This is a genomic window from Aquirufa sp. A-Brett2-W8 (genome assembly GCF_054558755.1).
On record NZ_JBPXKS010000002.1, the window covers coordinates 197,978 to 222,619 of the forward strand.

22 protein-coding genes are annotated in these 24,642 nt (G+C 42.1%); 14 read left to right on the plus strand and 8 right to left on the minus strand.

Translation table 11 applies throughout. The features are described 5' to 3' along the window. Positions 1–4: 4 nt before the first annotated feature. The 3 genes from ACST13_RS00845 to ACST13_RS00855 all read right to left on the minus strand — a co-directional run bounded on the left by ACST13_RS00845 (position 5) and on the right by ACST13_RS00855 (position 2,586). The gene (locus ACST13_RS00845) at positions 5–760 is read right to left on the minus strand and encodes an NIPSNAP family protein (protein WP_459521326.1); all 756 of its coding nucleotides are present in this window, start codon (positions 758–760) and stop codon (positions 5–7) included. Positions 761–785: 25 nt separating this feature from the next. Next, positions 786–1,358, minus strand: a complete 573-nt coding sequence (locus ACST13_RS00850) for a hypothetical protein (protein WP_459521327.1) — start codon at positions 1,356–1,358, stop codon at positions 786–788. Positions 1,359–1,422: 64 nt separating this feature from the next. Next, positions 1,423–2,586 carry a PepSY-like domain-containing protein gene (locus tag ACST13_RS00855; RefSeq protein WP_459521328.1) on the minus strand — a complete coding sequence of 388 codons (1,164 nt, stop codon included), beginning with the start codon at positions 2,584–2,586 and terminating at the stop codon, positions 1,423–1,425. Between the two features lie 375 nt (positions 2,587–2,961). Here ACST13_RS00855 and lgt point away from each other — a divergent pair, with 375 nt between their 5' ends. Next, complete coding sequence (gene lgt, locus ACST13_RS00860; RefSeq protein ID WP_459521329.1) at positions 2,962–3,789, plus strand: prolipoprotein diacylglyceryl transferase; 828 nt, start codon at positions 2,962–2,964, stop codon at positions 3,787–3,789. On the opposite strand, the gene ACST13_RS00865 is transcribed toward lgt, so the two are convergent. From ACST13_RS00865 to ACST13_RS00880, 4 genes are read right to left on the minus strand one after another with little or no spacing between them, the layout of a single operon-like run. Continuing rightward, positions 3,786–4,979: a serine hydrolase gene (locus tag ACST13_RS00865; RefSeq protein WP_459521330.1), complete on the minus strand. Its 1,194-nt coding sequence runs from the start codon at positions 4,977–4,979 to the stop codon at positions 3,786–3,788. The two genes, lgt and ACST13_RS00865, sit on opposite strands and share 4 nt — an antisense overlap. Before the next feature lie 22 nt (positions 4,980–5,001). Beyond that, on the minus strand, positions 5,002–6,006 hold the full coding sequence (locus ACST13_RS00870; protein ID WP_459521331.1) for an aminotransferase class I/II-fold pyridoxal phosphate-dependent enzyme: 1,005 nt from the start codon (positions 6,004–6,006) through the stop codon (positions 5,002–5,004). Then, complete coding sequence (locus ACST13_RS00875; protein ID WP_459521332.1) at positions 6,003–7,016, minus strand: dipeptide epimerase; 1,014 nt, start codon at positions 7,014–7,016, stop codon at positions 6,003–6,005. The genes ACST13_RS00870 and ACST13_RS00875 overlap by 4 nt, the downstream gene beginning before the upstream one ends. A 6-nt stretch (positions 7,017–7,022) precedes the next feature. Continuing rightward, positions 7,023–8,159, minus strand: a complete 1,137-nt coding sequence (locus ACST13_RS00880; protein WP_459521333.1) for a molybdopterin molybdotransferase MoeA — start codon at positions 8,157–8,159, stop codon at positions 7,023–7,025. 84 nt (positions 8,160–8,243) lie between these two features. On the opposite strand from ACST13_RS00880, the gene moaC reads away from it, so the two are divergent. Then, positions 8,244–8,717 (plus strand): cyclic pyranopterin monophosphate synthase MoaC, encoded by a 474-nt coding sequence (gene moaC, locus ACST13_RS00885; protein ID WP_459521334.1) that lies wholly within the window; start codon positions 8,244–8,246, stop codon positions 8,715–8,717. A gap of 1 nt (position 8,718) precedes the next feature. Further along, positions 8,719–9,372: a thiamine diphosphokinase gene (locus ACST13_RS00890; RefSeq protein WP_459521335.1), complete on the plus strand. Its 654-nt coding sequence runs from the start codon at positions 8,719–8,721 to the stop codon at positions 9,370–9,372. Here ACST13_RS00890 and ACST13_RS00895 read toward each other — a convergent pair. Continuing rightward, complete coding sequence (locus tag ACST13_RS00895; protein WP_459521336.1) at positions 9,347–10,591, minus strand: replication-associated recombination protein A; 1,245 nt, start codon at positions 10,589–10,591, stop codon at positions 9,347–9,349. The two genes, ACST13_RS00890 and ACST13_RS00895, sit on opposite strands and share 26 nt — an antisense overlap. A 74-nt stretch (positions 10,592–10,665) precedes the next feature. On the opposite strand from ACST13_RS00895, the gene ACST13_RS00900 reads away from it, so the two are divergent. The 11 genes from ACST13_RS00900 (at position 10,666) to ACST13_RS00950 (ending at position 24,638) form a co-directional block, all read left to right on the plus strand. After that, positions 10,666–11,589 carry a sugar phosphate isomerase/epimerase family protein gene (locus ACST13_RS00900; protein WP_459521337.1) on the plus strand — a complete coding sequence of 308 codons (924 nt, stop codon included), beginning with the start codon at positions 10,666–10,668 and terminating at the stop codon, positions 11,587–11,589. A gap of 9 nt (positions 11,590–11,598) precedes the next feature. Beyond that, a complete protein-coding gene (locus ACST13_RS00905; RefSeq protein WP_459521338.1) occupies positions 11,599–12,921 on the plus strand; it encodes an amidohydrolase in 1,323 nt (440 codons plus the stop codon). A 144-nt stretch (positions 12,922–13,065) separates the two neighbouring features. Next, positions 13,066–15,144 (plus strand): bifunctional aldolase/short-chain dehydrogenase, encoded by a 2,079-nt coding sequence (locus ACST13_RS00910; protein WP_459521339.1) that lies wholly within the window; start codon positions 13,066–13,068, stop codon positions 15,142–15,144. Positions 15,145–15,148: 4 nt separating this feature from the next. Beyond that, positions 15,149–16,408, plus strand: coding sequence for a sugar isomerase (locus ACST13_RS00915; protein WP_459521340.1), 1,260 nt, complete (start codon positions 15,149–15,151; stop codon positions 16,406–16,408). A gap of 3 nt (positions 16,409–16,411) precedes the next feature. Then, positions 16,412–17,695, plus strand: a complete 1,284-nt coding sequence (locus tag ACST13_RS00920; RefSeq protein WP_459521341.1) for an FGGY-family carbohydrate kinase — start codon at positions 16,412–16,414, stop codon at positions 17,693–17,695. Position 17,696: 1 nt separating this feature from the next. Further along, positions 17,697–18,410, plus strand: coding sequence for a (Fe-S)-binding protein (locus ACST13_RS00925; RefSeq protein WP_459521342.1), 714 nt, complete (start codon positions 17,697–17,699; stop codon positions 18,408–18,410). Beyond that, positions 18,403–19,746 (plus strand): lactate utilization protein B, encoded by a 1,344-nt coding sequence (locus ACST13_RS00930; RefSeq protein WP_459521343.1) that lies wholly within the window; start codon positions 18,403–18,405, stop codon positions 19,744–19,746. Before ACST13_RS00925 ends, ACST13_RS00930 begins: the two co-directional genes overlap by 8 nt. Then, a complete protein-coding gene (locus ACST13_RS00935) occupies positions 19,743–20,240 on the plus strand; it encodes a LutC/YkgG family protein (RefSeq protein WP_459521344.1) in 498 nt (165 codons plus the stop codon). Before ACST13_RS00930 ends, ACST13_RS00935 begins: the two co-directional genes overlap by 4 nt. A 19-nt stretch (positions 20,241–20,259) precedes the next feature. Then, positions 20,260–20,703, plus strand: a complete 444-nt coding sequence (locus ACST13_RS00940; protein WP_459521345.1) for a glucosaminidase domain-containing protein — start codon at positions 20,260–20,262, stop codon at positions 20,701–20,703. Positions 20,704–20,773: 70 nt separating this feature from the next. Next, a complete protein-coding gene (locus tag ACST13_RS00945) occupies positions 20,774–22,030 on the plus strand; it encodes a Gfo/Idh/MocA family oxidoreductase (protein ID WP_459521346.1) in 1,257 nt (418 codons plus the stop codon). 4 nt (positions 22,031–22,034) lie between these two features. After that, positions 22,035–24,638, plus strand: coding sequence for a 3-keto-disaccharide hydrolase (locus ACST13_RS00950; protein ID WP_459521347.1), 2,604 nt, complete (start codon positions 22,035–22,037; stop codon positions 24,636–24,638). Positions 24,639–24,642: the final 4 nt, after the last annotated feature.

Sequence of the window (24,642 nt, forward strand, 5' to 3'; positions counted from 1 at the left end):
CGTATTATCGAATAGTTGAGAAGGTAGTAGGGGTCATAAACACAGACTCTATTTTTTCCAAGATTTTACCGTCTTTTTCAGAGTCTGCGGCTACTTTTTTCCATTTAGGATCGTTGCTAAAGCCAGCCCAATTCTCCTTTGCTGCCTCTTGCGAAGCATGGGAGATCAAATAAACTAATTTGCTTTGTACCGCTGGATCTTTCTCAATAGTCGTGAAATAGGCGATATTCTTCATGCCATGTTGCTTGAAAATTTTCACTGTATGATCTCTGAAACGAGCTAAAATAGCTGGATTTCTGCCTGGCAATTGAGTATAGGTTCGCAACTCAAACGTTTGATCGATAGCACCTCCTGAAGGTTTGATTTTAGGGCTAAAATCTGTCGCATTCATGAAAATGCTTTTCACTTTAGCCACAATTTTCCCTGTTTCTTCTGATTTTTTAGATACGACCTTCCATTCTGGATCACTGCTAAAATGCTTCCAAGAGGAATCGCGCGCAGCTTGAGATGGATAGGCTAAAATATAGTAAAGGGCATTTTCCGTATTATTAGTGGGTATCCAATAACCCACATTTGTCATGCCATGCTTTTCAAAAATTTTCGTTGTATGATTCGTGAATCTTTCTAATAAAGCGTCTAGTCTGCCTGGATGGCAATAGTAGATGCGCATTTCGAAATAACGATTGTCAGTTTTTTTTGCTTCCACAGCAAAATTGAACAGACCTGCAAAAAGCAAGGTCAAAAGGAATACTTTTTTCATAGTTATAAATTAGGTTTGGACGAATTTACGGATTTAATCGTCTTTTCATCAATTTTTCAATCATAAAAAAGATCATTTCCGGTTTCAAAGTTCTCCAATTTGGAATTTGTAAATTTCCGCCAAAATTAAGGTAATAATCAAGCTTATATTTGGCCCATTCCTCCTCCACAAATGGTGCAAAATGCATAGCCGCAATCCAGCCATCTTCCACATCCTCAAACCATTCGGCATAATAATCATCTTCCCACGAACCATGGAAATTCAAGACATTTTCACCCACTAATATAAAATGTTTGATACCCGCATCTACGAAATGATCTACGACGATACGCTTTAAATGCATCACATCGTTGTGAAGGGTATCATTCCATTCTCCGAACAATTCGATAATCGTGTATTTGGCCTGATAATCAGTATACAGAATCTTGCAAAATAGGGTCTCTGAGCCTATATCATCCCAAAGTGGATGAATATAATAGCCATAAATATCATTTTCATAAGTAGTTTCTGAATAATGTCTACCAAAAAAGGGGGACTTTTTATCTCGTGCGGCGTTGTAAATGGATTCCCACTGGAACGATGGTTCAATGTTTTGCATACTCTAATTAAATAAAAAAGGCCTGCAAACGCAAGCCTTTTTTCGAACCTCAAATAATATAATCTTATAAAGCTATGGCCTTTTTAAAGGCGCCATTTCCTTCGAATTCAAGTAGGTATTTTTTAGCCGAAACTTCAATCACTACATGGAAGTGCAAAATGGTTGAATCTCTAAATGCAATCGTCCCTTTTACAAGTACCCAACCAGGATAGTTTGTAGTTAAATAGGACGTAATGGCTGAAGTTAAATCAGTTAATTTAAGCTCTTTAATTGTTAAAGAGGGAGGATTATGTCCCGTTTTTGCATGTGGGTTAGCTACAGGTTGGAATTTAGCATCTAAGTGAAACTCTTTTTTAGTAGTACCTATTGTAACTCCCACATGGTATTCTACAATAACAGAATCCTTTGTAATAGTTACAGCATAGTCAAGAATGAATCCCGCCGCGTTTGCATTTAAGAAGGCAGTCAATCCTGCCGGTAAGGTTGTTAACTCAATTTTAGTGAAGTTAGGAGCCTTCGTATTCACCTCTTTCGATTTTAATATTTTACCAATTGCATCAATGGCTAAATCATAAGGTACACCTGCTTTTTCAATGCGAATGTGGTAGATTTCAACGCCGGCAGGATCTTTAACTAAAATGGCTCTTTTGAAAGTATAACTTGAAATAGCAGATTTTACTGCTGCTGGTAGGTCAGCTAGCGCAATTTCAGTAGCGGCTGGAGCTGGACCTTTCTTGCCAGGCTTACCTTGCAAACCAGTAATTTGATGTATGAAGGCTCCTGTTGCATCAAAGAAAACAGAATAGTGTTCTTTATTAAAAATAAGCTCCACGCGGTAGCCCAGTTTATCGCCTTTCGTTTTTTTCGAGGCATGCTCGATAGTAGCAGCCGGAAAATTTGAATCGAGGTAGGTCAAAACGGCAGCGGGTAAGTCCGTTTTTGCAATTTTAATCGCCTCCTCTTTGATAATTCCTTTGTTTGATAAAACCATCTGCGCTTCCGTTGTGGCCGTAGTTACATTAGCTACATAGATCGCATTGGTTTGCAAGGAGGAATAATCGATAGTCGCTGCTTTCGGGTAAACCGTATTAACGGCTTGAGTCACTAAAACGGGGACATCTTGCGGCGCAAGAGTTTCCTTGTTTTGAGGGTCTACATTTTGATTTTCTGTACACGCACTAAATGCAAGCACAGAAACCAGGGCAATTAGAGATATTTTCGTTTTCATATTAAAAGAATTTGATTCGGTTATCAAACGGTATTAACATTACAATAATATGTAACAGATTTCAAAAATGGAAGAAAGGATGCAACCAATCGACGAACGGGCGCATCTAGTCTACAAAATTATCAGCTAATTGATAATTTATAGTACCTTGTATTGCAAAGTACTAAATTGATTGTATATTTGCATTCTATTCATCAAACCCTATGAAAAAACGTATTGTAATCTTTTTCTTATTCATTTTCTGTAGTTTTCAAGCCATATCTTTAGGCTTCCCTCATCGCTTATATCCCGCGAAGTTTATTAAAAAGACTATCCAAGTATTTGTTAAAAACTCAAAGAAATAATGTTTAATTTTGGTTCAAATACTTGAGCTATATGAACTTATTATTTATTGAGTGGAATACAGATCCTACGATTATTACCTTATTAGGTTTTTCCATACGTTGGTACGGGTTGTGTTTTGCTTTTGCCTTTTTAGCAGGTTTTCAGGTTGTGAGCTATATTTTTAAAAAAGAGGGCAGGTCTGTCGATCAAGCTGATCAGTTATTGCTTTACACGATGGTGGGTACGGTAGTGGGAGCTAGAATGGGACATTATTTCTTCTATGAATTTCCCTTACTTTTAGCTGATCCCGTTCGGTTTTTTATCCAAATGATTACCCCTCCATTTTCGGGCTTAGCCTCTCATGGTGCAGCCATAGGTCTTTTTACAGCCTTTTATTCATACACGAAAAAAAACAAAGGCCAATCCTATTTATATGTCACCGATCGTATAGTTATTGTCGCGGCCTTAGCGGGGTTCTTTATTCGTTTTGGCAATTTGATGAATTCGGAAATCATCGGAAAACCAACGGATATGCCGTGGGGGTTTAAGTTTTTACGTGACTATGAGTTCAATCCGACCGGTTTAGCTGCTTTTGTGGTGCCTCGTCACCCCTCTCAGTTGTATGAGGCGCTTTCTTGCTTGCTTTTGTTTTTCATTTTACTGTATCTGTGGAATCTGAAAAAAGAAAAGACACAAGAGGGTTTATTGACGGGTATTTTTATGATTTTCGTCTTTACTCTGCGCTTTTTCTACGAATTTCTGAAAGAAAACCAGAGTTCATTTGAAAATGGTTTGTCGCTAAATATGGGGCAAATTCTTTCTATTCCTGCCGTTCTTTTTGGCTTGGGGGTACTTTGGTACGCAAAACGAAAAGCTTAGTTGGAGTAGTCGAATCTAAGGTGCTCAAGATTGGGTAAATAATTTTTTGGGCGTTTTACCTCGTAATCATACATGACCTGTCCTAGGTTTTTGTAGAAAGGAAATCCGATCGTATCATAATCGTATTTCTCGTCATTGAAAATTTCGTCCTCATTGCACAGCAAAACGGCCGTTACGATAAACTCTACCTTTTTTTCGAAGTCGACTATATAGGCGTTGTCTAATAGGAATCCATAGGCATCCCCCACCTTATTGAAAATACGTATTTTGGAGTTTAATGCCGCATTTTTCTCCGAACCGTAATATAGAAATTTGCAATAAGTTGCAAATTCATTTTTGTAGGCTGGGTTCTTCGATTCAGTCGGATACATGGACATATAACGGTATAGGAATGAATAGTCTGCTTGGCTGATTTGGAAACGATCTTTTAGGGGGAATGCTTCAGGAAGCATTAGTCGTTGCAAAAATACATGTTGTGCCTCTAAGGGGTAGGCATTTTTTAAGCTGAAGTCTAAAGGATGATCTTCCACCACGGCCGCATCGTTCATCGTACCTTTTCCTATTAAAATGGGGGAGGAGGAACTATAGGGTTGATTATTATATGCTTCTTTTTGGGAATAAAGGATTTTTCCAGAGGCATTTAGCAAAGTTATGGGGTTAGTATATTGATTTTCAAGGCGTGGTAAAGGTGTTTGGAGACGATGGGTGAGACGGACTCCTGTGAAGCCTTTTGAAAGCATTGTTTCGTTGAAGGGTTTTTGGCCTAAAAATTCATACAGCCGATTATATGCTTCATTATCTGAAACTAATAAAATCTTTTTGATGTAATGTTCCACGCTAGGTAAGCCAGATGAAGATGAAGTATCATATAAGATTTCTAACTGTGACGGTCTATTCTTTAAGGTTTGAAAGGTAGAAGACTTGTCGATTTTTAAGGCTTGCAATTTCTCTAAGGCTAAAACACTCGCGGCTAATTTTACCGTACTAGCTGGGTAAAAGTATTCTGCTGAATCAGAGCGATAGGAATAGGTCGTTAAATGAGGCTTGTTTTTCGCATCCCTATCAATCTGAGTATAGAGGATTTGAAGGCGGTATTTTTCCGGATGATCCGTTAATTTCTTGAATTTTTCTGGATTAGAAAGCAATAATTGATCCAGGATGTTCAAGGGCTTTTGAGCGAATGTACTCATGCTGATCAGAAGAAATAAAAGTTTACGCATAGCTTAAAATGGCTGCTGTGATTTTATCAATATCTGCTAGGGTGAGGCATGTCGGTAATATGGCACGGCAAACGGGGGGTGCGGTAATATCTGGATAGGCAAAATGGTTCACTAAGATGCCAGCTGATTTTAGGTGCTCGAATAAGCCTAGGGCTTTGGAGCAGAAGGCAGGATAGCCAGCCTCGTATGTTACAGCGATTTCAAAACCTTGTAAATTAGCCGCGAACCGATCGGCTAAGGATTTACTTTTTCTGCTTTGTTCTTTGTAGGCTTCCATCGAATGTAATCCAGCATAGCAAAAGGCTGGATTGGGAGGGGATGACCCCACCCAAAAAGAGTCTTTCTTAATTTCCTCGATGTCTGCTGAAGTACCTAAAATAACGCCTGCAGGAATGCCAAATGCCTTTGAAAGGGAAACGGTTTGTACTAAATGACCAGAACAGGAAATAGAGATGTCTTGGACTCCCGCTCGATGCGATTCATCCACGATGAGAAAATTAGATGTATCCATTTTCGAAGCAAAAGAAAAGTCAAAGCTTGTAATCCATGGAGACCCAATGCCATCAGAGGCTAAAATTTGGCCTTTTTGGTGGCTAGCTATCCATTCTGCATAAGTTCCCGTAAAGGGCAAATAGGGGTGTCGCCATAAGGCTGGATGTGCTTGAGGTGCGAGGTTTAAGGCTAAACCTTTCTGCTGCGCGTATTGAATGGCGATTTGGGCGGCGGCTAAGCCGGAGGAACATAAGGCTGCAGACTCTACACTAAAGTGAGAGGCTAAGGCCTGTTCGAATTCGTCCCAAATCGAGAATTGTAAGTTGTTGCGACGTGAGCTGCCGAAGTTTTGGGAAAATTGCTTAATTCCTTCTGATAATGCCCCTTGAAAGGTCGGGTGAGATCCAATATTCAGGTAATTTGTACCTCCTAACCAAAGGTAATTCGTTCCTTCGAAACTAATTTCCCTTCCTGGAATGTGATGTTCTGTCAAACTATAACTCATATTAATTCAGCTCCGGTTCCAGGTAATTTAGCATACTTAACAACTCCAAAATCGATCGTGATTCCTCTAGATATCGTATCATCTACCAATAAACAGCCATCCATGTCCACGTAATCCAGCAAGGGTAACAGGTGCGCAATAGCTGAGCAGCCGATGGTCGATTCCGTCATACAGCCCACCATGACTTTCAAGCCTAAGGTTCTCGCCCTTTTGATCATCCGCAAGGCCGGCGTGAGTCCACCGCATTTCATCAGTTTGATGTTGATACCGTGAAAATATCCGGCACATTTTTCTACATCGGATTCTAAAATACAGCTTTCGTCTGCAATAATAGGTAAAGTGGATTCCTTGTACACCCGCTTCATTCCGTCCCAATTGTCCGCTTTCAAGGGTTGTTCGATGAACTCGACTCCTAATTTTTGCAGTTCAGGGGCGAAGTAAATGGTTTGTTCGGGTGTCCAGGCGGTGTTTGCGTCGACCCGGAAAATGGCATTTGTTTCCTGGCGCAGCGCTTCCACGATTTCTAAATCGTCGTCCGTGCCTAATTTGATTTTATAGAGAGGGAAGGGGGTCTCCTGCATTTTGGCCACCATCTTTTCTAATTTATCGATTCCGATTGTGTAGTCCGTGATGGGGTTATTGGAGATATCTAAATCCCAAATTTCATACAAGGGCTTGTTATGTGTCTTTCCCCACAGGTCCCAATAGGCCACATCCAGCGCACAAAGTGCAAAAGGATGCTCGTCTAATAGGGTTTTAGACATCATCGCCCAAAAATCATGCGGATGAGGTAAAATATCGTGTGGCAACAAATCGATAATCGACTCAATTTGCGCCTTCATTTTTTCCATCGTCACCCCGTAATAGGGGGTCTCGGTAGCTTCCCCAAAACCACTTTTTCCATGCAAACCTAATTCCACAATCAACGTGGGTTGCACATCTCTCGATTCATGTGTAATCGTGAATGTGTGCTTTAGTGGCAGATTGAAAGTATGTAGTTTCAGTTCCATACAGGCTTATTTGAGTGGAATATAGGGCAATTTCTTTGATTTATCACCCGCTTTTTGCCAAACCAAACCATCCGCTCTCGACCAAGAAATAAGGTCACTTGAGCCATTGTGCGCCAATACCTCACCATTTTCAACCGGAATCCACTGATCTAATTCTGCCGATGGTTTAGGCAAGAATTTAATTTCTTTAACGGAGTATTCAGCCCATTCACCCGATACCCAAGGAAGGAAATAGACCCAGAAACAAGTGAGGGTTGAAATGGGATTGCCTGGGAAGGCAAACACTACTTTTCCGTCATGACGCGTGGCCACTAATAAAGGTTTTCCTGGTTTTTGGGAAATTTTATGAAATACGGTTTCGAATCCAGCTTCCGCTAAAACACTCGGAACGAAATCTTTTTTACCCGCAGACACACCTCCAGATAATAAAATGATATCATTTGATTCGAGGGCTTTGTCGATACTCGACTTTATTTTTTCTGCGGAATCCGCTAAATGGCTCGAATTAGCTTTAAAGCCTTTGGACAATAAAACTGACTTCAACATCATCACATTTGAACTGCGAATTTGGTGATCAGCGGGAGTTTCGTGTAATCCCACAATTTCATCCCCAGTAGAGAAAATATGAACGTGAGGCTTTGATTCCACTTCAATATGAGCTTTTCCGACCGTCGCAGCAATAGCAATTTCGACTGGACCGATTTTCGTTCTTTTCTTTACTAAAATGCTTCCTGCTTCTGCGTCAGCGCCTTGCAAGTGAATGAATTGTCCTTTTTCTAACGGAGTTTTACCGATATAGCTAGCAATTTTTTTCTCTATTTTAAGGTCTTCGATTTTGATAATCGCTTCTGTACCCCGAGGAGCCGTAGCACCTGTCATGATTTCCAAAGCCCCATCCATCTTTTTAATCGCTTTCGCAGGTTCTCCAGCAAATAAAATACCTTCGATTTTCCAGGTAGGAGCACTAATATCCTTTACGGCGATTCCGTCCATCATGACGCGATCAAAAGGAGGGAAGTCACGATCTGCCACTATTTTCTCGGCGATATTCATTCCCAAAGTCTTAGCCAATGGCATTTTCTCTGTTCGGAATGGGATAGTGATGTTTTTAAGGAGTTCAATCGCTTCAAGTGGGCTGATCATGTGTAGGGTTTTATCGTATTTGTTAAATTTCGCTATTTTTTGCTAATTCTCCCGTATTTTTGTCTTCTAAATTTCAAATCAGCTATGTCAATTGACTTTTCTCACTTGCAGTCGGATGGTACTCCAGGAATGGTGGATGTTAGTGCAAAAACGGATACGGTCCGTGAAGCGAAGGCACAATCCATCGTTTTTTTAGGAGCAGAAATAGTGCAACATTTTGAGGCTGCTGGCTGGCAAAATAAGAAAGGGAGCATTCTGCAAACCGCGGTTATTGCCGGTACGATGGCAGCTAAAAAGACGTCTGATTTGATTCCGCTTTGTCATCCACTTGGTTTAGATTCCTGTAAATTTGAGACAGAGGTTTTAGCGGATCAAATTGTAATCACCTGTATTTGTCGTCTAGAAGCAAAGACTGGAGTCGAAATGGAGGCCCTAGTAGGAGCGTCTATAGCCGCATTAACCATTTACGATATGTGTAAATCGGTCTCCAAGGGTATCGTAATTAAAGAGACCAAATTGATTTCTAAATCCGGCGGAAAGTCCGATTTCAAAGCCTAAAATGTCCTCACACCATATCATTCGTGACAAACAAGAACCCGCGCTCATTATAGCGAATGGGGAGGAGTGCGCGATGGATATGTTGGAACAATTATTAGAATGGTCTCCTACCGTGGTGGTGTTAGACGGTGCCATTGCGCGCGTGATTTCTTTAGGGATCAAAGTGGATGTTTGGTTAGGCGATTTTGATCATGCGCTCGAGAATGAATACAGTGACTATCCCTTGAAAAAAATCCATACGCCGGATCAAAATTTAACCGATCTAGAAAAGGCTTTCGAATACTTGCTTGCCGAAGGATATCCTGCAGTAAATGTCGTTTGGGCTTCCGGTAGGCGAATGGATCATACTTTGAATAATTTTCATTCGATGGTGCGCTATGGCCGCTCGCTAAAAATTGTATTTTTTGACAATTATTCAACATCCTATTTATTACCCTATACGTTCGAGAAATGGTATCCAGCTAAATCGCCTATTTCTTTACTGCCTTATGGTGAGGCAATTCAAGTGAAGTCGTCTGGTTTATTATACGATTTAAACCATCCGGTTTTGAAACTGGGGATACAAACGAGTTCAAGTAATGAAACCCGAGAAGATGGAATCGTGAAAATTACCTATGAAGATGGGGCGCTTATTTTGATGGAGTGCCACGATTAATTTTGTCCTGCTCTGATGGTTTATAAAAGACCGGTCGATTAGGCACCTCTGGAAAGTAATTCTGTTCCACCCAATTGCCTGGAAAATCATGCGGATATTTATAATCAGCACCATAATTCAAATCTTTCATCATTCTGGTGGGCGCATTGCGTAAATGCAAAGGCACGGGCAAATCCCCCGTTTGTTCTACATAGGCCATGGCTTTGTTGATGGCATTGTAGGCCGAATTACTTTTAGGGGAGGTAGCAAGATAAATTACTGTTTGAGATAAAATAATCCGGGATTCTGGATTGCCAATCACCCGAATCGAATCGAAACAAGATTGTGCTAATAAAAGGGCATTTGGATTCGCTAATCCAATATCTTCCGAGGCTAAAATCAACAGTCGACGACCGATAAATTCCAAAGATTCTCCACCCGCTAACATTCGAGCTAACCAATAGACTGCCGCATCTGGATCTGATCCGCGAATCGATTTAATGAAAGCTGAAATGATATCATAATGCTGCTCACCGTCCTTGTCGTATTGTGCTAGATTTTTCTGTAAACGTTCGGTGACTAATGCATTAGTGACCTCCAGAGAGTTACCTCCTTCCGTGGTGACTAATAATTCGAACAGATTCAAAAGTTTCCGACCATCGCCTCCTGAAAAATGGAATAAAGCATCTGTTTCTTTGAGCGTTATAGTTTTGTTTGCAAATAGAGAATCGGTGGCGATGGCTTTTAGGAGCATTTGGTCTAAATGCTCATTCGAAAGGGATTCTAAGACGTAAACTTGGCAACGGGATAATAGGGCGGAGATAACTTCAAAGGACGGATTTTCTGTGGTAGCACCCACTAAAGTGACGATTCCTTTTTCAACGGCATTTAACAAGGAATCCTGCTGCGATTTAGAGAAACGGTGAATCTCATCGATGAAAAGAATAGGGGATTGCGCCTCGAACATGCGATTTTTCTTAGCTAATTCGAGTGTTTCTCGGACGTCTTTTACGCCTGATTGGACTGCTGAAAGCGAATACATCGTTCGCTTTAATGCCCCTGATAATAAAGTAGCTAGCGTTGTTTTTCCGACCCCCGGTGGCCCCCAAAGAATGCAAGATGGTAAATGACCTGCCTCAATGGCCTTTCGAAGGGGCGCGTTAGATCCCACGACCTTTTCTTGGCCGATGTATTCATCTAAAGTAGTGGGGCGCATTCGTTCTGCGAGGGGCTGCATCATGATTCGAAGTTACGGGATTTTTGTAAATTAGAAATAGAATTTGTAGCTTGAACAACTAATTAAACCTATCAAATATGAATCATTCAAGACGTTCCTTTTTGCGCAATTCGGCCATGGGGCTGGGTGCCATTGCGTTTGCTTCTCCTGCCATGCAGGCTTTAGCAGCTGCTAAATACAAGAAATTAGTGGGAGTTCAGTTATACTCGGTAAGAGATGATATGAAACGTGACCCACAATCCACCTTAACTGCTTTAGCAGAAATGGGGTATAAATATGTTGAACATGCGAATTACATCGACCGTAAATTTTACGGATGGGAGGCTAAAGAATTCAAAAAACGCCTAGATGATTTAGGGCTTAAAATGCCTTCAGGTCACACCGTGATGGGTAAAAAGCACTGGGATGAAGGGAAAAATGAATTCACCGATCTTTGGAAATATACCGTAGATGATGCCGCTATTTTAGGACAGGAATTAGTGATTAGTCCGTCCATCGATATGGCAATTCGCAAGGATAAAAATCTATTATTGAAGTACATGGATATTTTTAATAAGTCAGGGGAGTTATGCCAAAAATCAGGCATGAGATTCGGCTACCACAACCATGATTTCGAATTCTCTGAGAAATTAGAGGGGGAATTATTATATGATATCATGTTAAATAACACGGATCCAACTTTAGTAGCTCAACAATTAGACATAGGTAATATGATCAACGGTGGTGGAGTTCCTGCTGAAGTAATGAAGAAATTCCCGGGTCGTTTTGTGTCGATGCACGTGAAGGATGAAGTTCCATCATCAGCTGGACATGAGAAATTCGAATCCACTGTTTTAGGTAAAGGTTCCGGCCAAATCGATGTTCAAGCCTTAGTTAAATTAGGGGACAAAGAAGGAGGGACGAAACACTTTATTATCGAACAAGAATCATACCAAGGATTAAAACCATTGGATTGCATGAGAGAAGATTTAGCGATCATGCGTGGATGGGGTTATAAATAAAAAATACAAATGAAAAAACTAGCTTTAATCACCTTATTAGCTGCGCCCTTTTTCGCGGACGCACAATCTTCGTTGAAACCAGTTATTGCGCAAAAAGCAGATGCTTTGAAAGACAAGGTAATCGCTTGGCGTCGTGATTTTCATGAGCATCCTGAATTAGGTAATCAAGAAGTCCGCACAGCGGGCATCGTTGCCGCACATTTACGTTCCTTAGGGATCGAGGTACAAGAAAAGGTCGCTTATACGGGAGTGGTAGGAATCCTGAGAGGAGGAAAGCCTGGACCAGTAGTGGCATTGCGTGCCGATATGGATGGATTACCTGTTACAGAGCGAGTGGATGTGCCATTTAAATCGAAAGTCGTTACCGAATTCAATGGCCAAAAAACGGGCGTTATGCACGCCTGCGGACATGATTCGCATGTGGCAATTTTGATGGCAGTAGCTGAAATTTTGGCGTCTGAAAAGGCAAATTTAGCGGGTACCGTAAAATTCATATTCCAACCTGCAGAGGAGGGCGTTTACAATGACAAAGGAGAGATTATACTTGCTGGAGCCCAATTAATGGTAAAAGAGGGAGTTTTAGAAAACCCAAAAGTGGATGTGATATTTGGTTTACACATTGGCGCAGGAAATGACAACGGGGTGATTGAATACAAGCCAGGTGCAACGATGGCGGCAGTGGACCAATTAGACATTAATGTTAAAGGAAAACAAGCGCATGGCGCTAGTCCTTGGACCGGAATTGACCCGATTGTGATTTCATCTCAAATCATTATGGGTTTGCAAACAATTGTATCTCGTTCAGTTAACATAACAGAAGATCCTGCGATTGTCACCGTGGGTGCGATTCACAGTGGTATTCGCCAAAATATCATTCCGGAATCTTCTCATATGATCGGTACCATTCGGACTTTTGGTACAGCTCAACGGGAATTAGTGCACCAACGTATCAAAGATATCGCAACGAATATTGCCGAAAGTGGTGGTGGAAAAGCGGATGTGACGATTGGAACAGGATATCCCATGACTTACAACAACCCTGAATTAGTAGAGAAAATGTTGCCTACCTTGCAAGGTGTGAATGGTAAAGATCGAGTAAGAACAGTTCCAGCACACACCGGTGCAGAGGACTTCTCCTTCTTCCAACAGAAAGTTCCTGGGTTCTTCTTCTTTTTAGGCGCAAGACCAGATAATAAAAAAGCGAACGAAGTAGCAGGTCACCACACACCCGACTTTTACTTAGATGAAAGTCAATTCCAAGTGGGGGTTAAAGCCCTAGGTAGTTTAGTGGTAGACTACATGGACATGGCGCAACCAAAGAAAAAGAAATAAGTTTAGAGACGCGAAAATCGCGTCTCTTTTTTTATGTTATTTTCTATAAATCTGATTAATGCTAAAAAATAATTCGAACTACCCTAGGTAGACTAGGGCGATTGAGCCCTTTTACCATTGTAATTATAAGAAAAAAATAAAACCATGTACAAACACGTATCGTATCTCTGGGATGACGCTAAAGTAGCGGCGCTTGCCGGAAATGAAGTCGACCTTTTCATCTACCGTTCCAATATTTTAGGAGCGGATTTACGCATTACCAATTATGGCGGGGGAAATACCTCGGTAAAAATACAAGACAAGGATCCTTTAACGGGATCTGAGACGGAAGTAATGTGGATCAAAGGCTCGGGCGGAGATATCGGAACCTTGAAAAAATCGGGTTGCGCGGCTTTGTACATGGATCGTTTACTTTCATTGACTTCTGTATACCGTGGTTTGGAACACGAAGATGAAATGGTAGAATTGTTTAATCATTGCATTTTTGATTTATCGTCCAAAGCTCCATCCATCGACACGCCTTTGCATGGTTTTTTACCTTTCAAACACATCGACCACTTACATCCGGATGCGGCGATTGCGATTGCGGCTTCGAAAGATGGCGAGCAAATCACGAGAGATTTATTTGGTGGATTAATCGGTTGGGTAGGTTGGCAGCGTCCAGGTTTCGATCTAGGCTTGCAATTAAAAACTTGTTTAGAGGAGGCAGCTTCACGGGGTGTCCAATTGCGTGGCATCATGTTAGGTTCCCATGGATTATTTACTTGGGGCGATACGTCCTACGAATGTTATCTGAATACATTAGAAGTCATCGAGAAATGTGCGGAATACATTGAATCGAAGACGAGTACTGTTTTTGGTGGTGCGCGACTGTCGTCTTTCCCTGCGGAGGAACGTTCGGCGAAGGCAGCTGCTTTAGCTCCGGTTCTTCGTGGATTTTGTTCCTCCCATGTGCAAATGGTGGGTCATTTCTCCGACGATGAGCGCGTGATGCAATTCATTAATTCGAACGATTTAGACCGTTTAGCTCCATTAGGAACTTCTTGCCCGGATCACTTCCTGAGGACGAAAATTTCGCCATTGGTATTGGGTTCGGATGTTTCCGTGGAGGCTTTGACGCCTTTGTTTGCCGATTACCGTCAGATGTATGGATCCTATTATGATTCTTGCAAGCATGCGAATTCGCCAGCGATGCGTGACCCAAACCCAGTGGTGATTTTATACCCAGGTGTGGGAATGTTTACGTTTGCTAAAGACAAGCAAACAGCTCGCGTGGCCGCCGAATTTTACACCAATGCCATTAATGTAATGCGTGGTGCGGAGGCCATTTCGTCTTATACCTCTTTACCTCGTCAGGAGGCTTTTAATATCGAATATTGGTTATTGGAAGAAGCGAAACTTCAACGCATGCCGAAGCCGAAAGCTTTGTCAGGACGTGTGGCGTTTGTCACAGGATCCGGAGGTGGAATCGGTAAAGCGATTGCCAAAAAGATGGCTCAAGAGGGCGCTTGCGTGATTCTAAATGATGTGAATGCAGACCGTTTAGCAGAGGCGAAAGCAGAGTTTATTGGTTTATTCGGGAAGGACGTCGTTTCGACAGTGATTGCTGATGTGACCAATCAGGAATCCATAGAGGAGGCGATGAAGCAAGCAGCATTGGATTTTGGTGGGGTAGATATCATCGTTAATAATGCGGGTATCTCGATTTCCAAAGGAATCCTAGAGCACACGCAGGCCGACTGGGACAAATTATATGATATCTTAGTGAAAGGACAATACTTGGTTTCTCAAGCGGCAATTGCCGTGATGCGCAAGCAAGGATTAGGTGGAGACATTGTGAATATTGTGTCGAAGAATGCCTTTGTGGCGGGACCGAATAACGTAGGTTATGGCTCAGCGAAAGCAGCGCAGGCACACATGACACGCTTATTAGCTGCCGAATTAGGACCGGATCACATTCGGGTGAATACGGTGAATCCAGATGCGGTAATCGCTGATTCCAATATCTGGGCAGGCGGTTGGGCAGAGGGTCGTGCCAAAGCCTATGGAATCACGGTGGCTGAATTACCAGCCTATTACGCGAAAAGAACGCTATTAAATGAGTCTATATTACCGGATGATATAGCGAATGCGTGTTTTGCATTCGTGGGAGGCTTATTGAATAAGTCCACAGGAAATGCCTTGAACGTAGATGGCGGTGTAGCCGCAGGATTTTTAAGATAGAAGGATGAATATTTCGAATCATAATAATGCTTTATTGGCGGGGCACAACCGCCGCCTAGATTTCTTGAAATCCGAGGTGAATTTGCCCGCAGGCATTTTACAGAAATTAAAAGATTTCCAAATTGCCATTCCTTCTTGGGCCTTAGGTACCGGAGGAACACGTTTCGGTCGGTTCTCCGGCGGAGGCGAACCGCGTAATTTGGAAGAAAAAATAGCAGATGTCGGTTTATTGCATGCATTAAATCAATCCTCTGGTGCGATCTCCGTGCATATTCCTTGGGATATCCCCACAGACCCTGCTGCGATTCGTACGCTAGCTGCTCAATATGGTTTGGCTTTCGATGCGGTGAATTCGAATACCTTTCAAGACCAGGCGGATCAAGCACATTCGTATAAGTTCGGATCCTTGCAACACGTTTCTGCGATAACTCGGAAACAAGCGATTGATCACAATATCGAGGTAATTAAGCACGGGGTCTCTCTTGGATCTAAGGCATTAACTGTTTGGCTTTCCGACGGATCTTGTTTTCCGGGACAATTGAATTTCCGTAAGGCCTATGAGCGTACGGTGGATAGTTTGCGGGAGATTTATGCAGCTTTGCCGGCAGACTGGTCTTTGTATTTGGAATATAAAGCCTACGAGCCGAATTTCTATTCGACGACTGTGGGAGACTGGGGTGCGTCGTATTCGATGGTGAATAAATTAGGATCGCAAGCGAAGACATTGGTTGATTTAGGGCACCATTTGCCGAATGCCAACATCGAGCAAATCGTTTCGGTCTTATTGATGGAAGGCAAATTAGGAGGTTTCCACTTCAACGATTCGAAATACGGCGACGATGATTTAACTGCAGGTTCCATCAAACCCTACCAATTGTTCTTGATTTTCAACGAATTAGTCGATGGAATGGATGCGAAGGGTATGAATCATGCTAAAGATGTAGGTTGGATGATCGATGCCTCACACAACGTCAAAGATCCATTAGAAGATTTAATGCAATCGGTGGAGGCAATTCAAATCGCTTATGCGCAGGCCTTATTAGTGGATAGAAAAGCTTTGGAAGCAGCACGTGAAGCGAATGATGTAGTGCGTTGTCAAGAGATTTTGCAAGCGGTTTTCCGTACGGATGTGCGTGCCTTAGTAGCTCAAGCGCGTCTAGAATTAGGAGGCGCTTTGGATCCGATTGCTTTGTTCCGTGAGGAGAAAATGCGCGATCAATTAATTAAATCACGTGGAGCTAAAACGGTAGCGACTGGATTATAATCTATGAGTATTAAAACACCTGTCATCGCTGTATTTGACATAGGGAAGACCAATAAAAAGGTTTTTCTCTGGTCGACTGCGTTTGAGGTGGTGTTCGAAAAGCAGCAGCATTTCACCGAGATCGTAGATGAGGATGGTTTTGCGTGCGAGGATCTTGCTGCTTTGCAGCAATGGATTGTGTCCACTTTTACGGAGCTCTGCCAAATGCCCGAATTCGAACTAATCGGCTTGAATTTCTCGGCTTATGGTGCCTCTTTTGTCTATGTCGATCGCATGGGAGAGCCTGTGGCTCCTTTATATAATTATTTAAAGCCGGTTTTAACGCCTTTTCCTTATGCAGATTATGGGGGAGAAGGGGAATTTGCTCGCAAGACCGCATCACCTATTTTAGGTAATCTAAATTCGGGATTGCAAGTTTATGCTGCTTCATTCCAGGCTTTCTGGCCGGAGGTTTTTAAAGCTTTACATTTTCCTAATTACCTAGCGTCCTTATTTACGGGAAAACTTTTTTCTGAAATAACATCCATTGGATGCCATACGGCACTTTGGGATTTTGATTTAGGTCAATACCATCCTTGGGTGTCTGCGATGGAAGATCGCTTAGCACCCATTTCAACGGAAACATGTATTGAAATAGATGGAATACATTATGGCTTAGGGCTGCATGATTCTTCGGCGGCTTTAGTACCTTATTTGCGCGGCATGTCAGCCGGTTTTGTGCTTTTGTCAACTGGTACCTGGTGCATTGCGATGCATCCGTTTAATGAATTTCCATTAACAGCTCACGAATTAGCGAACGATGTCTTGTGTTATCTGCAGCCAAACGGCAAAGCAGTGAAGTCCTCTCGATTATTCGGTGGACACTTTCATGATGAGCAAGTGGCGCGAATGGAGGGTTATTTTGGAGGTTCTTTCCAGGATTTGCGGTTTTCGGAGCGCGTTTTTTCTTTATCTAGTTCTTTTTCGACCGTTTTTGAATCTGGTTTCGCAGCGCGCGATTTGAATGATTTTTCTGATTTAGCTTCGGCCTATGATCAATTCATGGTAGATTTGGTAGGTCAACAAATCTTTAGCTTAAACCTGCTTTTTAAAGACGCCCCTGTCAAACAATTACTTGTGGATGGCGGTTTTAGTAAAAATGAATGGTATATGCGTTTATTAGCGCATGCTTTTCCAGAGATGGAGATTTATGCTGCTGAGGTGGCGCAAGCCAGTGCTTTAGGTGCTGCCTTACTGGTTTATCAGGGAGATGTGCCAAACAATTTAATTCAACTGAAAAGATATTAACATGCGCGTAGCCTTGTTTGTCCCTTGCTATATTGATCAATTCTATCCACAGGTAGCAGTGGCGAGTTTGGAATTATTAGAGAAGCTTGGGTGCGAAGTGGTGGTTCCTACAGATCAAACCTGTTGCGGTCAACCGATGGCTAATTCCGGATTTGCGTCTTCGACGGAGGGTTGTGACGCTAATTTTAGCCAAAATTTCGAAGGATTTGATTATATCGTGGGACCATCAGGATCTTGCGTTTTACATGTAAAGGAGCATCATCCCTCGGAGAAAATAAGGAATTCAGTCTATGAAATTTGTGAGTTTTTGACGGATGTATTGAAATTATCTTCGCTGAATGCCCATTTCCCTCATCGCGTGGGATTGCACCAAAGTTGCCACGGTCAGCGCGGTCTGCATTTAAGTTCGATGTCAGAACGCAACGAAAAGCACTTTTCTAAAATCGAGGATTTACTTGCTTTAGTGGGCGGGATTGAGGTAGTTTTGCCTGTACGTGTGGATGAGTGCTGTGGTTTTGGCGGCACCTTTTGCGTGACAGAAGAAGCTGTTTCGGTGAAGATGGGACAAGACAGAATTAAGGAACATAACGCAAATGCGGTCTCTTATATAGTGGGGGTGGATACCTCCTGTTTGATGCACATGGAAGGTATTTTGAGACGTCAAGGATCGAAAGTTCAAGTGAAACATATTGTCGAAATTTTGAATCATGCTTAGTCACGCGGAAGCTTCGGAGAATTTTATTGCGGATGCAGACCGGACCGACTGGCATGATGAAACTTTATGGTTTGTACGGGAGAAACGAGATAAAGTTTCGAAGGTTTTGCCAGAATGGGAAGCTTTAAGGGAACATGCCTCGCAGATTAAAGATCATACCTTAGCGAATTTAGGAGAGTATTTACAGGCTTTTGAGGCCAAAGCTCAAGCAAACGGAATCACCGTCCACTGGGCCGCTGATGCAGCAGAGCATAATGCAATTGTACACGACATTATCGCCGCGCAAGGCTCGAAAATTCTTGTCAAAAGCAAATCAATGTTAACAGAAGAATGCCATCTAAATGATTATTTGGCATCGAAAGGAATAGAAGTCGTAGATACCGATTTAGGTGAACGCATTGTACAGTTTCGAAATGAAGCACCTAGCCACATTGTATTGCCGGCGATTCACCTAAAGAAGGAGGATGTGGGGGAGACCTTTCATCAATTTTTGGGAACACCTAAAGGGAATAAAGATCCACAGTTTTTAACGGAGGCAGCACGCCAACATTTAAGAGGTCATTTTTTGGCTTCCGAAGTAGCCATTACGGGTGTGAATTTTGCCGTTGCAGAAACGGGGGAGTTTGTGGTCTGTACGAATGAGGGTAATGCGGATATGGGTGCGCATTTAGCCAAAGTCCACATTGCCTGCATGGGGATCGAAAAAATTATCCCGAAAAGGGCAGATTTAGCTTCTTTTCTACGTTTGCTGGCGCGCAGTGCGACCGGTCAATTAATTACTACTTATACGTCGCATTTTCATAAACCGCGCGAAGGACAAGAAATACATATTGTGCTATTAGACAATGGTCGGACGCGCCAGTTAGCCGACCCGAAATACAAGAATTCCCTGAAATGCATCCGCTGCGCGGCGTGTTTTAATACCTGTCCGGTTTACAGAAGGAGTGGGGGTCATAGCTATCACCAACCCGTTGCCGGACCCATTGGATCTATTTTAGCACCCAATATCGATAAGAAAGCGAACGTAGATTTGCCTTTTGCAAGTACGCTTTGCGGGTCCTGTTCGAATGTTTGTCCAGTGAAGATTAATATTCATGAGCAATTATGGTTTTGGCGCCAAGATTTGATGGAGGCAGGATTAGCTCCTGTGGGAAAAACGATTGGTATGAAATTGATGGCATTCACGTTAGCAAATCCGGTGATTTATCGAATAGGTGGATCGCTACTGCGTAGATTTGCGGGTTTGTTAAATACGCGTTTGAATCCTTGGTATAAGCAAAGGGAAATGCCAGTGGCACCTCAAGAGAGTTTTCAAGAATGGTACAAGAAACGATGAGCGCAAGGGAACAAATTTTAGGAAAAATCGAACCTCTCGCTGAGTCGAAACACCCTGGTGCTTTTCAAGGTGCTTCGGAAGAGTTTGATTTTCGAGCTTCTTTAGCAGTGGTCGGTGCGCGTGTTATGACAATGGCGGAATTAGAAACCGAATTTCCTGGTAGACGTCGCTATGACAAAACCTTGGACGGCTTGAGTTTAGCGGGAATAGAGGTATTGGAAATTGATGGAGAATTTGGCGTGGCGGAAAATGGGGCCATTTGGTTATTAGAGGAAGCTTTACCACACCGGGTAGCACCTTTCATTTGTCAACATTTAGTGATAAACGTAAAAAAAATAGTTCCTCACATGCATGCCGCTTATGAGGAGCTGGGAAAAGTTAATTCAGGTTTTGGCTTATTTTTATCGGGCCCTTCTAAGACCGCCGATATTGAACAATCGCTCGTGATTGGTGCGCACGGCGCACGGAGTTTGACCGTGGTAATCCACGCTTAATTTTGTAATTTTGCTTCTTATGAAGCACCTAATCCTCTTTTTATTTTTATTAATTCTGTGGCCAGCAGCTGCTTTTCAGGGAACTCAAGAAAAGATTCAATACTATAAACCTTACATTGATTCCTTGTCAATGGTCTATGGTATACCCTCTAAATTAATCATTGGGGTAGGGATTTGTGAGTCAGGTTTTGGCCAATCAAAACAATCCAACAAACAGAATAATTATTTCGGTTTGCGCGGTAAATATTCCCAAAAAAATAAATCAAGTTATAAGTACTACGCGCGTCCCGAGGAAAGTATGGTAGATTTTTGTGAGGTACAGGCTCGCAAGAAATACTATGAGAAATTAAAAGGGGATGCAGATGTGATGAAATGGACGCGAGCGATGGCTAAGGCACATTATGCGGCTAATGCAAAACGTTGGATTCGATTAATGAAAAATTCTTTTGCCCTGATTAAGTAGAATAAACCTCACAGAATCAGCGTAGGAATTCCTAAATAATTCCTATATTTAGAGCAAAACCTGTTTAATCATGTCAGTTTCAAGAAGAAAATTTTTAGGACAATCTGTTCTAGGTTTGGCTGCGTTTAGCATTGTGCCACGCCATGTATTAGGAAAGGGCTTTTTAGCTCCATCTGATCAATTAACAAAAGCAATTATCGGTACCGGAGGAATGGGTCGAGGACATATTCCTTACGCTGGTACTCGTGTCGTTGCGATGTGTGATGTCGATAAGAAAAACCTGCAACTTGGTTTAGATAAAGTAGAAAAGGGTGTTAAATCTTTCCACGATTACCGGGAGATGATTCAATTACCCGAAGTGGATATTGTGCACGTCGCTACTCCGCCACATTGGCATGGAATAATGGCTGCAGATGCCGCTAGAGCAGGAAAAGATATTTGGTGTGAAAAGCCAATGACCCGAACCATCGGGGAGGGAAAACGCTTAAAAGAGGCGGTGCAGCAGCATGGACGTATTTTTAGACTAAATACTTGGTTCCGTTTTGAAGGCAATTTTTATGGAATGAATACCACGGTTAAGCCGATGAAAAAGGTGGTGGATTCGGGCTTATTAGGCTGGCCATTAAAGTTTACGGTAAGTAAGCATACTGGTTTTGATTGGAAGTTTTATTGGGTAGGGAAGACGGATTTGACTCCGCAGCCGGTGCCTTTGGAATTAGATTATGAAAGCTGGTTAGGACCTGCTCCGTATAAACCTTATAATGTGCATCGTACGCATCAAACATTCCGGGGCTATTGGGATTATGATGGTGGTGCTTTGGGCGATATGGGACAACACTATATGGACCCGATTCAATATATGTTAGGTAAGGATAATGAGTCCCCGGTGTACATCGAGGTAGATGCTCCAGTGCAAGATAAAGATGCAGTGGGTATTTTTAATCGCATTACGTATACTTATGCTGATGGATGCCAAATCGTTTTAGACGGCGAGGCGAAAGACGAAAAAGTGGCCTATATAGAGGGTCCTAAAGGAAAACTTTACCGCAATATGCAATCAGATATTCCTGATTTAATGAAAAAATTAGCGGAGTTTCCGGATCCGGTTATGCAACAAACTGATTTTGTCGATTCAGTGAAGAATCGCAAGAAATTTGCCTTGAATGAGGAGAATGGATACCGTTCTTGTACCCTAATCAACCTGGGTTTAATCGCGATGCGCGTACATAGAAATTTGAAATTTGACCCAATAAATCAAGTGATCGTAGGGGATGATGAGGCAAATCGCCTACTGGATCAACCCATGCGTGCACCTTATATTCTGTAAAATAATGAGATATATAATCCTATTTTTATTGATCAGTTCTACTTTATTCTCGCAAGATCCGGGCCGAGTAGAACAAAATCGTTTGCGTGCATTAGGACAAAAAGGTGATTTCAATAGCCTTAAATCTGCTGCTTATGCACTAAAAGGGGTCTATGACCCTACACAAGTGACGGAATCTTATATCCTGGCTATTGCTAAAAATCGGGCAGAATTGATAGCCTACCTTGCTGTAGGTTTGACAGAAAATGCTGAAATGAATACCTTGAGTCATTTAGATGCAGCTGTTTGGTTACAGCGGTATTCGGCAGCAAGACCACAGGTTTCGGCCTTTATTCTGCGAAATTATTTGAGTGCACCGCGTGATTTAATCGCTTTGAAAGCCGCAGCAAAAACATGGGATGCGAGTCACGCACGCGCTTTTGTAAAAGCGGTGGGAACTTATAAAGCATCTTGGGCAATTTCTGCCATGCCAGCTGGTTTTTCATCAGAAAAAGTCTTGGCTATATTGCAGTCAGAGGGTCTAAAAGGTATAGATGTTGTTTGGAATATGTTAGCCTCTGAAAAAGAGTCTAACCTAGAGATCGCTGATTTTTGTACTTCTTTAAAATCGAATGATTTCTTCAGAAAAGTAGTAGTCACTTATGATAATCTTTCCTTAGCTCAAAAGACGGTATTATTGGTGTATGGTTCCACAAGGCAATGGGCTGAGGTGAAGCCTTTGGTTTGGAGCTCGGTTCAATCAAATTTACCAACCCGTGCTGCCGCCTTTTATGCCTTGACTTACTGGGTGAGTGTAGCTGATTTTGATATTATCGCTGGTAAATTATCGCAAGCATCTTTAGCCTCTGAGATTAAATCATTGCAGCAAGCGATGACTTCGATTACCAAGCAAGATGGAACATTAAACAGTAAAATTACTGCTTTCGCTTTGCAGGCTTCTCAAAAATCGAATTGGATTCCTTTCGTTCAAGAAGTAGAAAACATGGCTTGGTTGTATGCTGAAGTTAAAAAGACAAAAAACGAAGACGCTATTCGCGCCTACGCTCGCATTAACGCGAAACTGTTCAAGAATGTAGATCAGCAAGTGTTGAATTACCGGAATGCCTTAGATTTAACAACGAATTTAGAAACTCGGGAGCAGATCTTTAAAGGTTTAGCGAAATGTAATTCGTTGTCAGCTATGCGGACGCTATATCTGGGATTGCAAGATCCGAATGTTCGTCAGGTCGCTGCAGATGGGTTGGCGTCGTTGTTTGTATCGAACCCCGAATACCAGGGTCAAATGACGAAAGATTGGGTTCAAGAATCATTTAATCAAATTTCAAACTCAGAATTAAAGGAAAAGACGTCTGAGGTTTTACTCAAGTTTACCTCAAGAATTGCCACTAGTGAGCGAGGTTTTTACACTATGTACAATGGATCTGATCTACGTGGTTGGAAGGGCCTTGTAACTAATCCAGTGAAGCGCAGATTATTATCAGCGGATACGTTGGCCTTATTACAGGTAAAAGCAGATAAAATAATGAATGCAGGATGGGAGGCAAAAGGAGAAGAACTGCATTTTACAGGTCATGGAGATAACTTGTGTTCGGGGAAGGATTACCAAGATTTTGAAATGTATGTGGACTGGAAAATCGAGAAAGCTGGCGATGCTGGTATCTATTTGAGGGGATCACCACAGGTTCAGATTTGGGATATATCCCTGACAAAAGTAGGTGCTCAAGTGGGTTCTGGGGGATTATACAATAACCAAATCAACCCAAAGAACCCGTTGAAAGTAGCTGATAACCCAATAGATGAATGGAATACCTTCCGAATTATCATGAAAGGGGAGCGAGTAACGGTTTACTTAAATGGCGAATTAGTGGTGGATAATGTGCTTTTAGAGAATTTTTGGGATCGCAAAATTCCTATTTTCGTGAAAGATGCGATCGAATTGCAGGCACATGGCAATCACATCGTTTATCGCAATATTTATGTCAAGGAATTAAAGACAGATCCGATTTATGTGGCACCAGAAGCTGATTTTACGGCTTTATTCGATGGCACATCCATGTTCAATTGGACGGGGAATACCACGGATTATTTTCCATTGAACGGTGAATTAGTTATTGATCCTAAACGAGGCGGTAAAGGTAATTTGTATACCAAAAAAGAATATGGAGATTTCCACCTAAAATTTGATTTTCAATTAACTCCAGGCGCAAACAATGGTCTAGGTATTCGGGCTCCTTTAGAGGGGGATGCGGCTTATGTGGGGATGGAATTGCAGATTATGGATAATGGCGCACCTATTTATGCAAAATTACAGCCTTACCAATACCATGGTTCTGTTTACGGAATCATCCCGGCTAAACTAGGTTTCTTAAAACCGCTAGGGGAGTGGAATGAACAAGAGGTAATTGCCCAAGGGAATAAAATTAAAGTGATTTTGAATGGCGAGGTTATCGTTGATGGCGATATTGCCCTAGCAACGAAAGAGGGGACGGCGGATCACAGAGAACATCCTGGACTTTTTAACAAAACAGGTCATATCGGGTTTTTAGGACACGGTTCACCTTTGAAATTTAGAAATTTACGTATTAAAGAATTGATAAAGAAAAAATAAAATT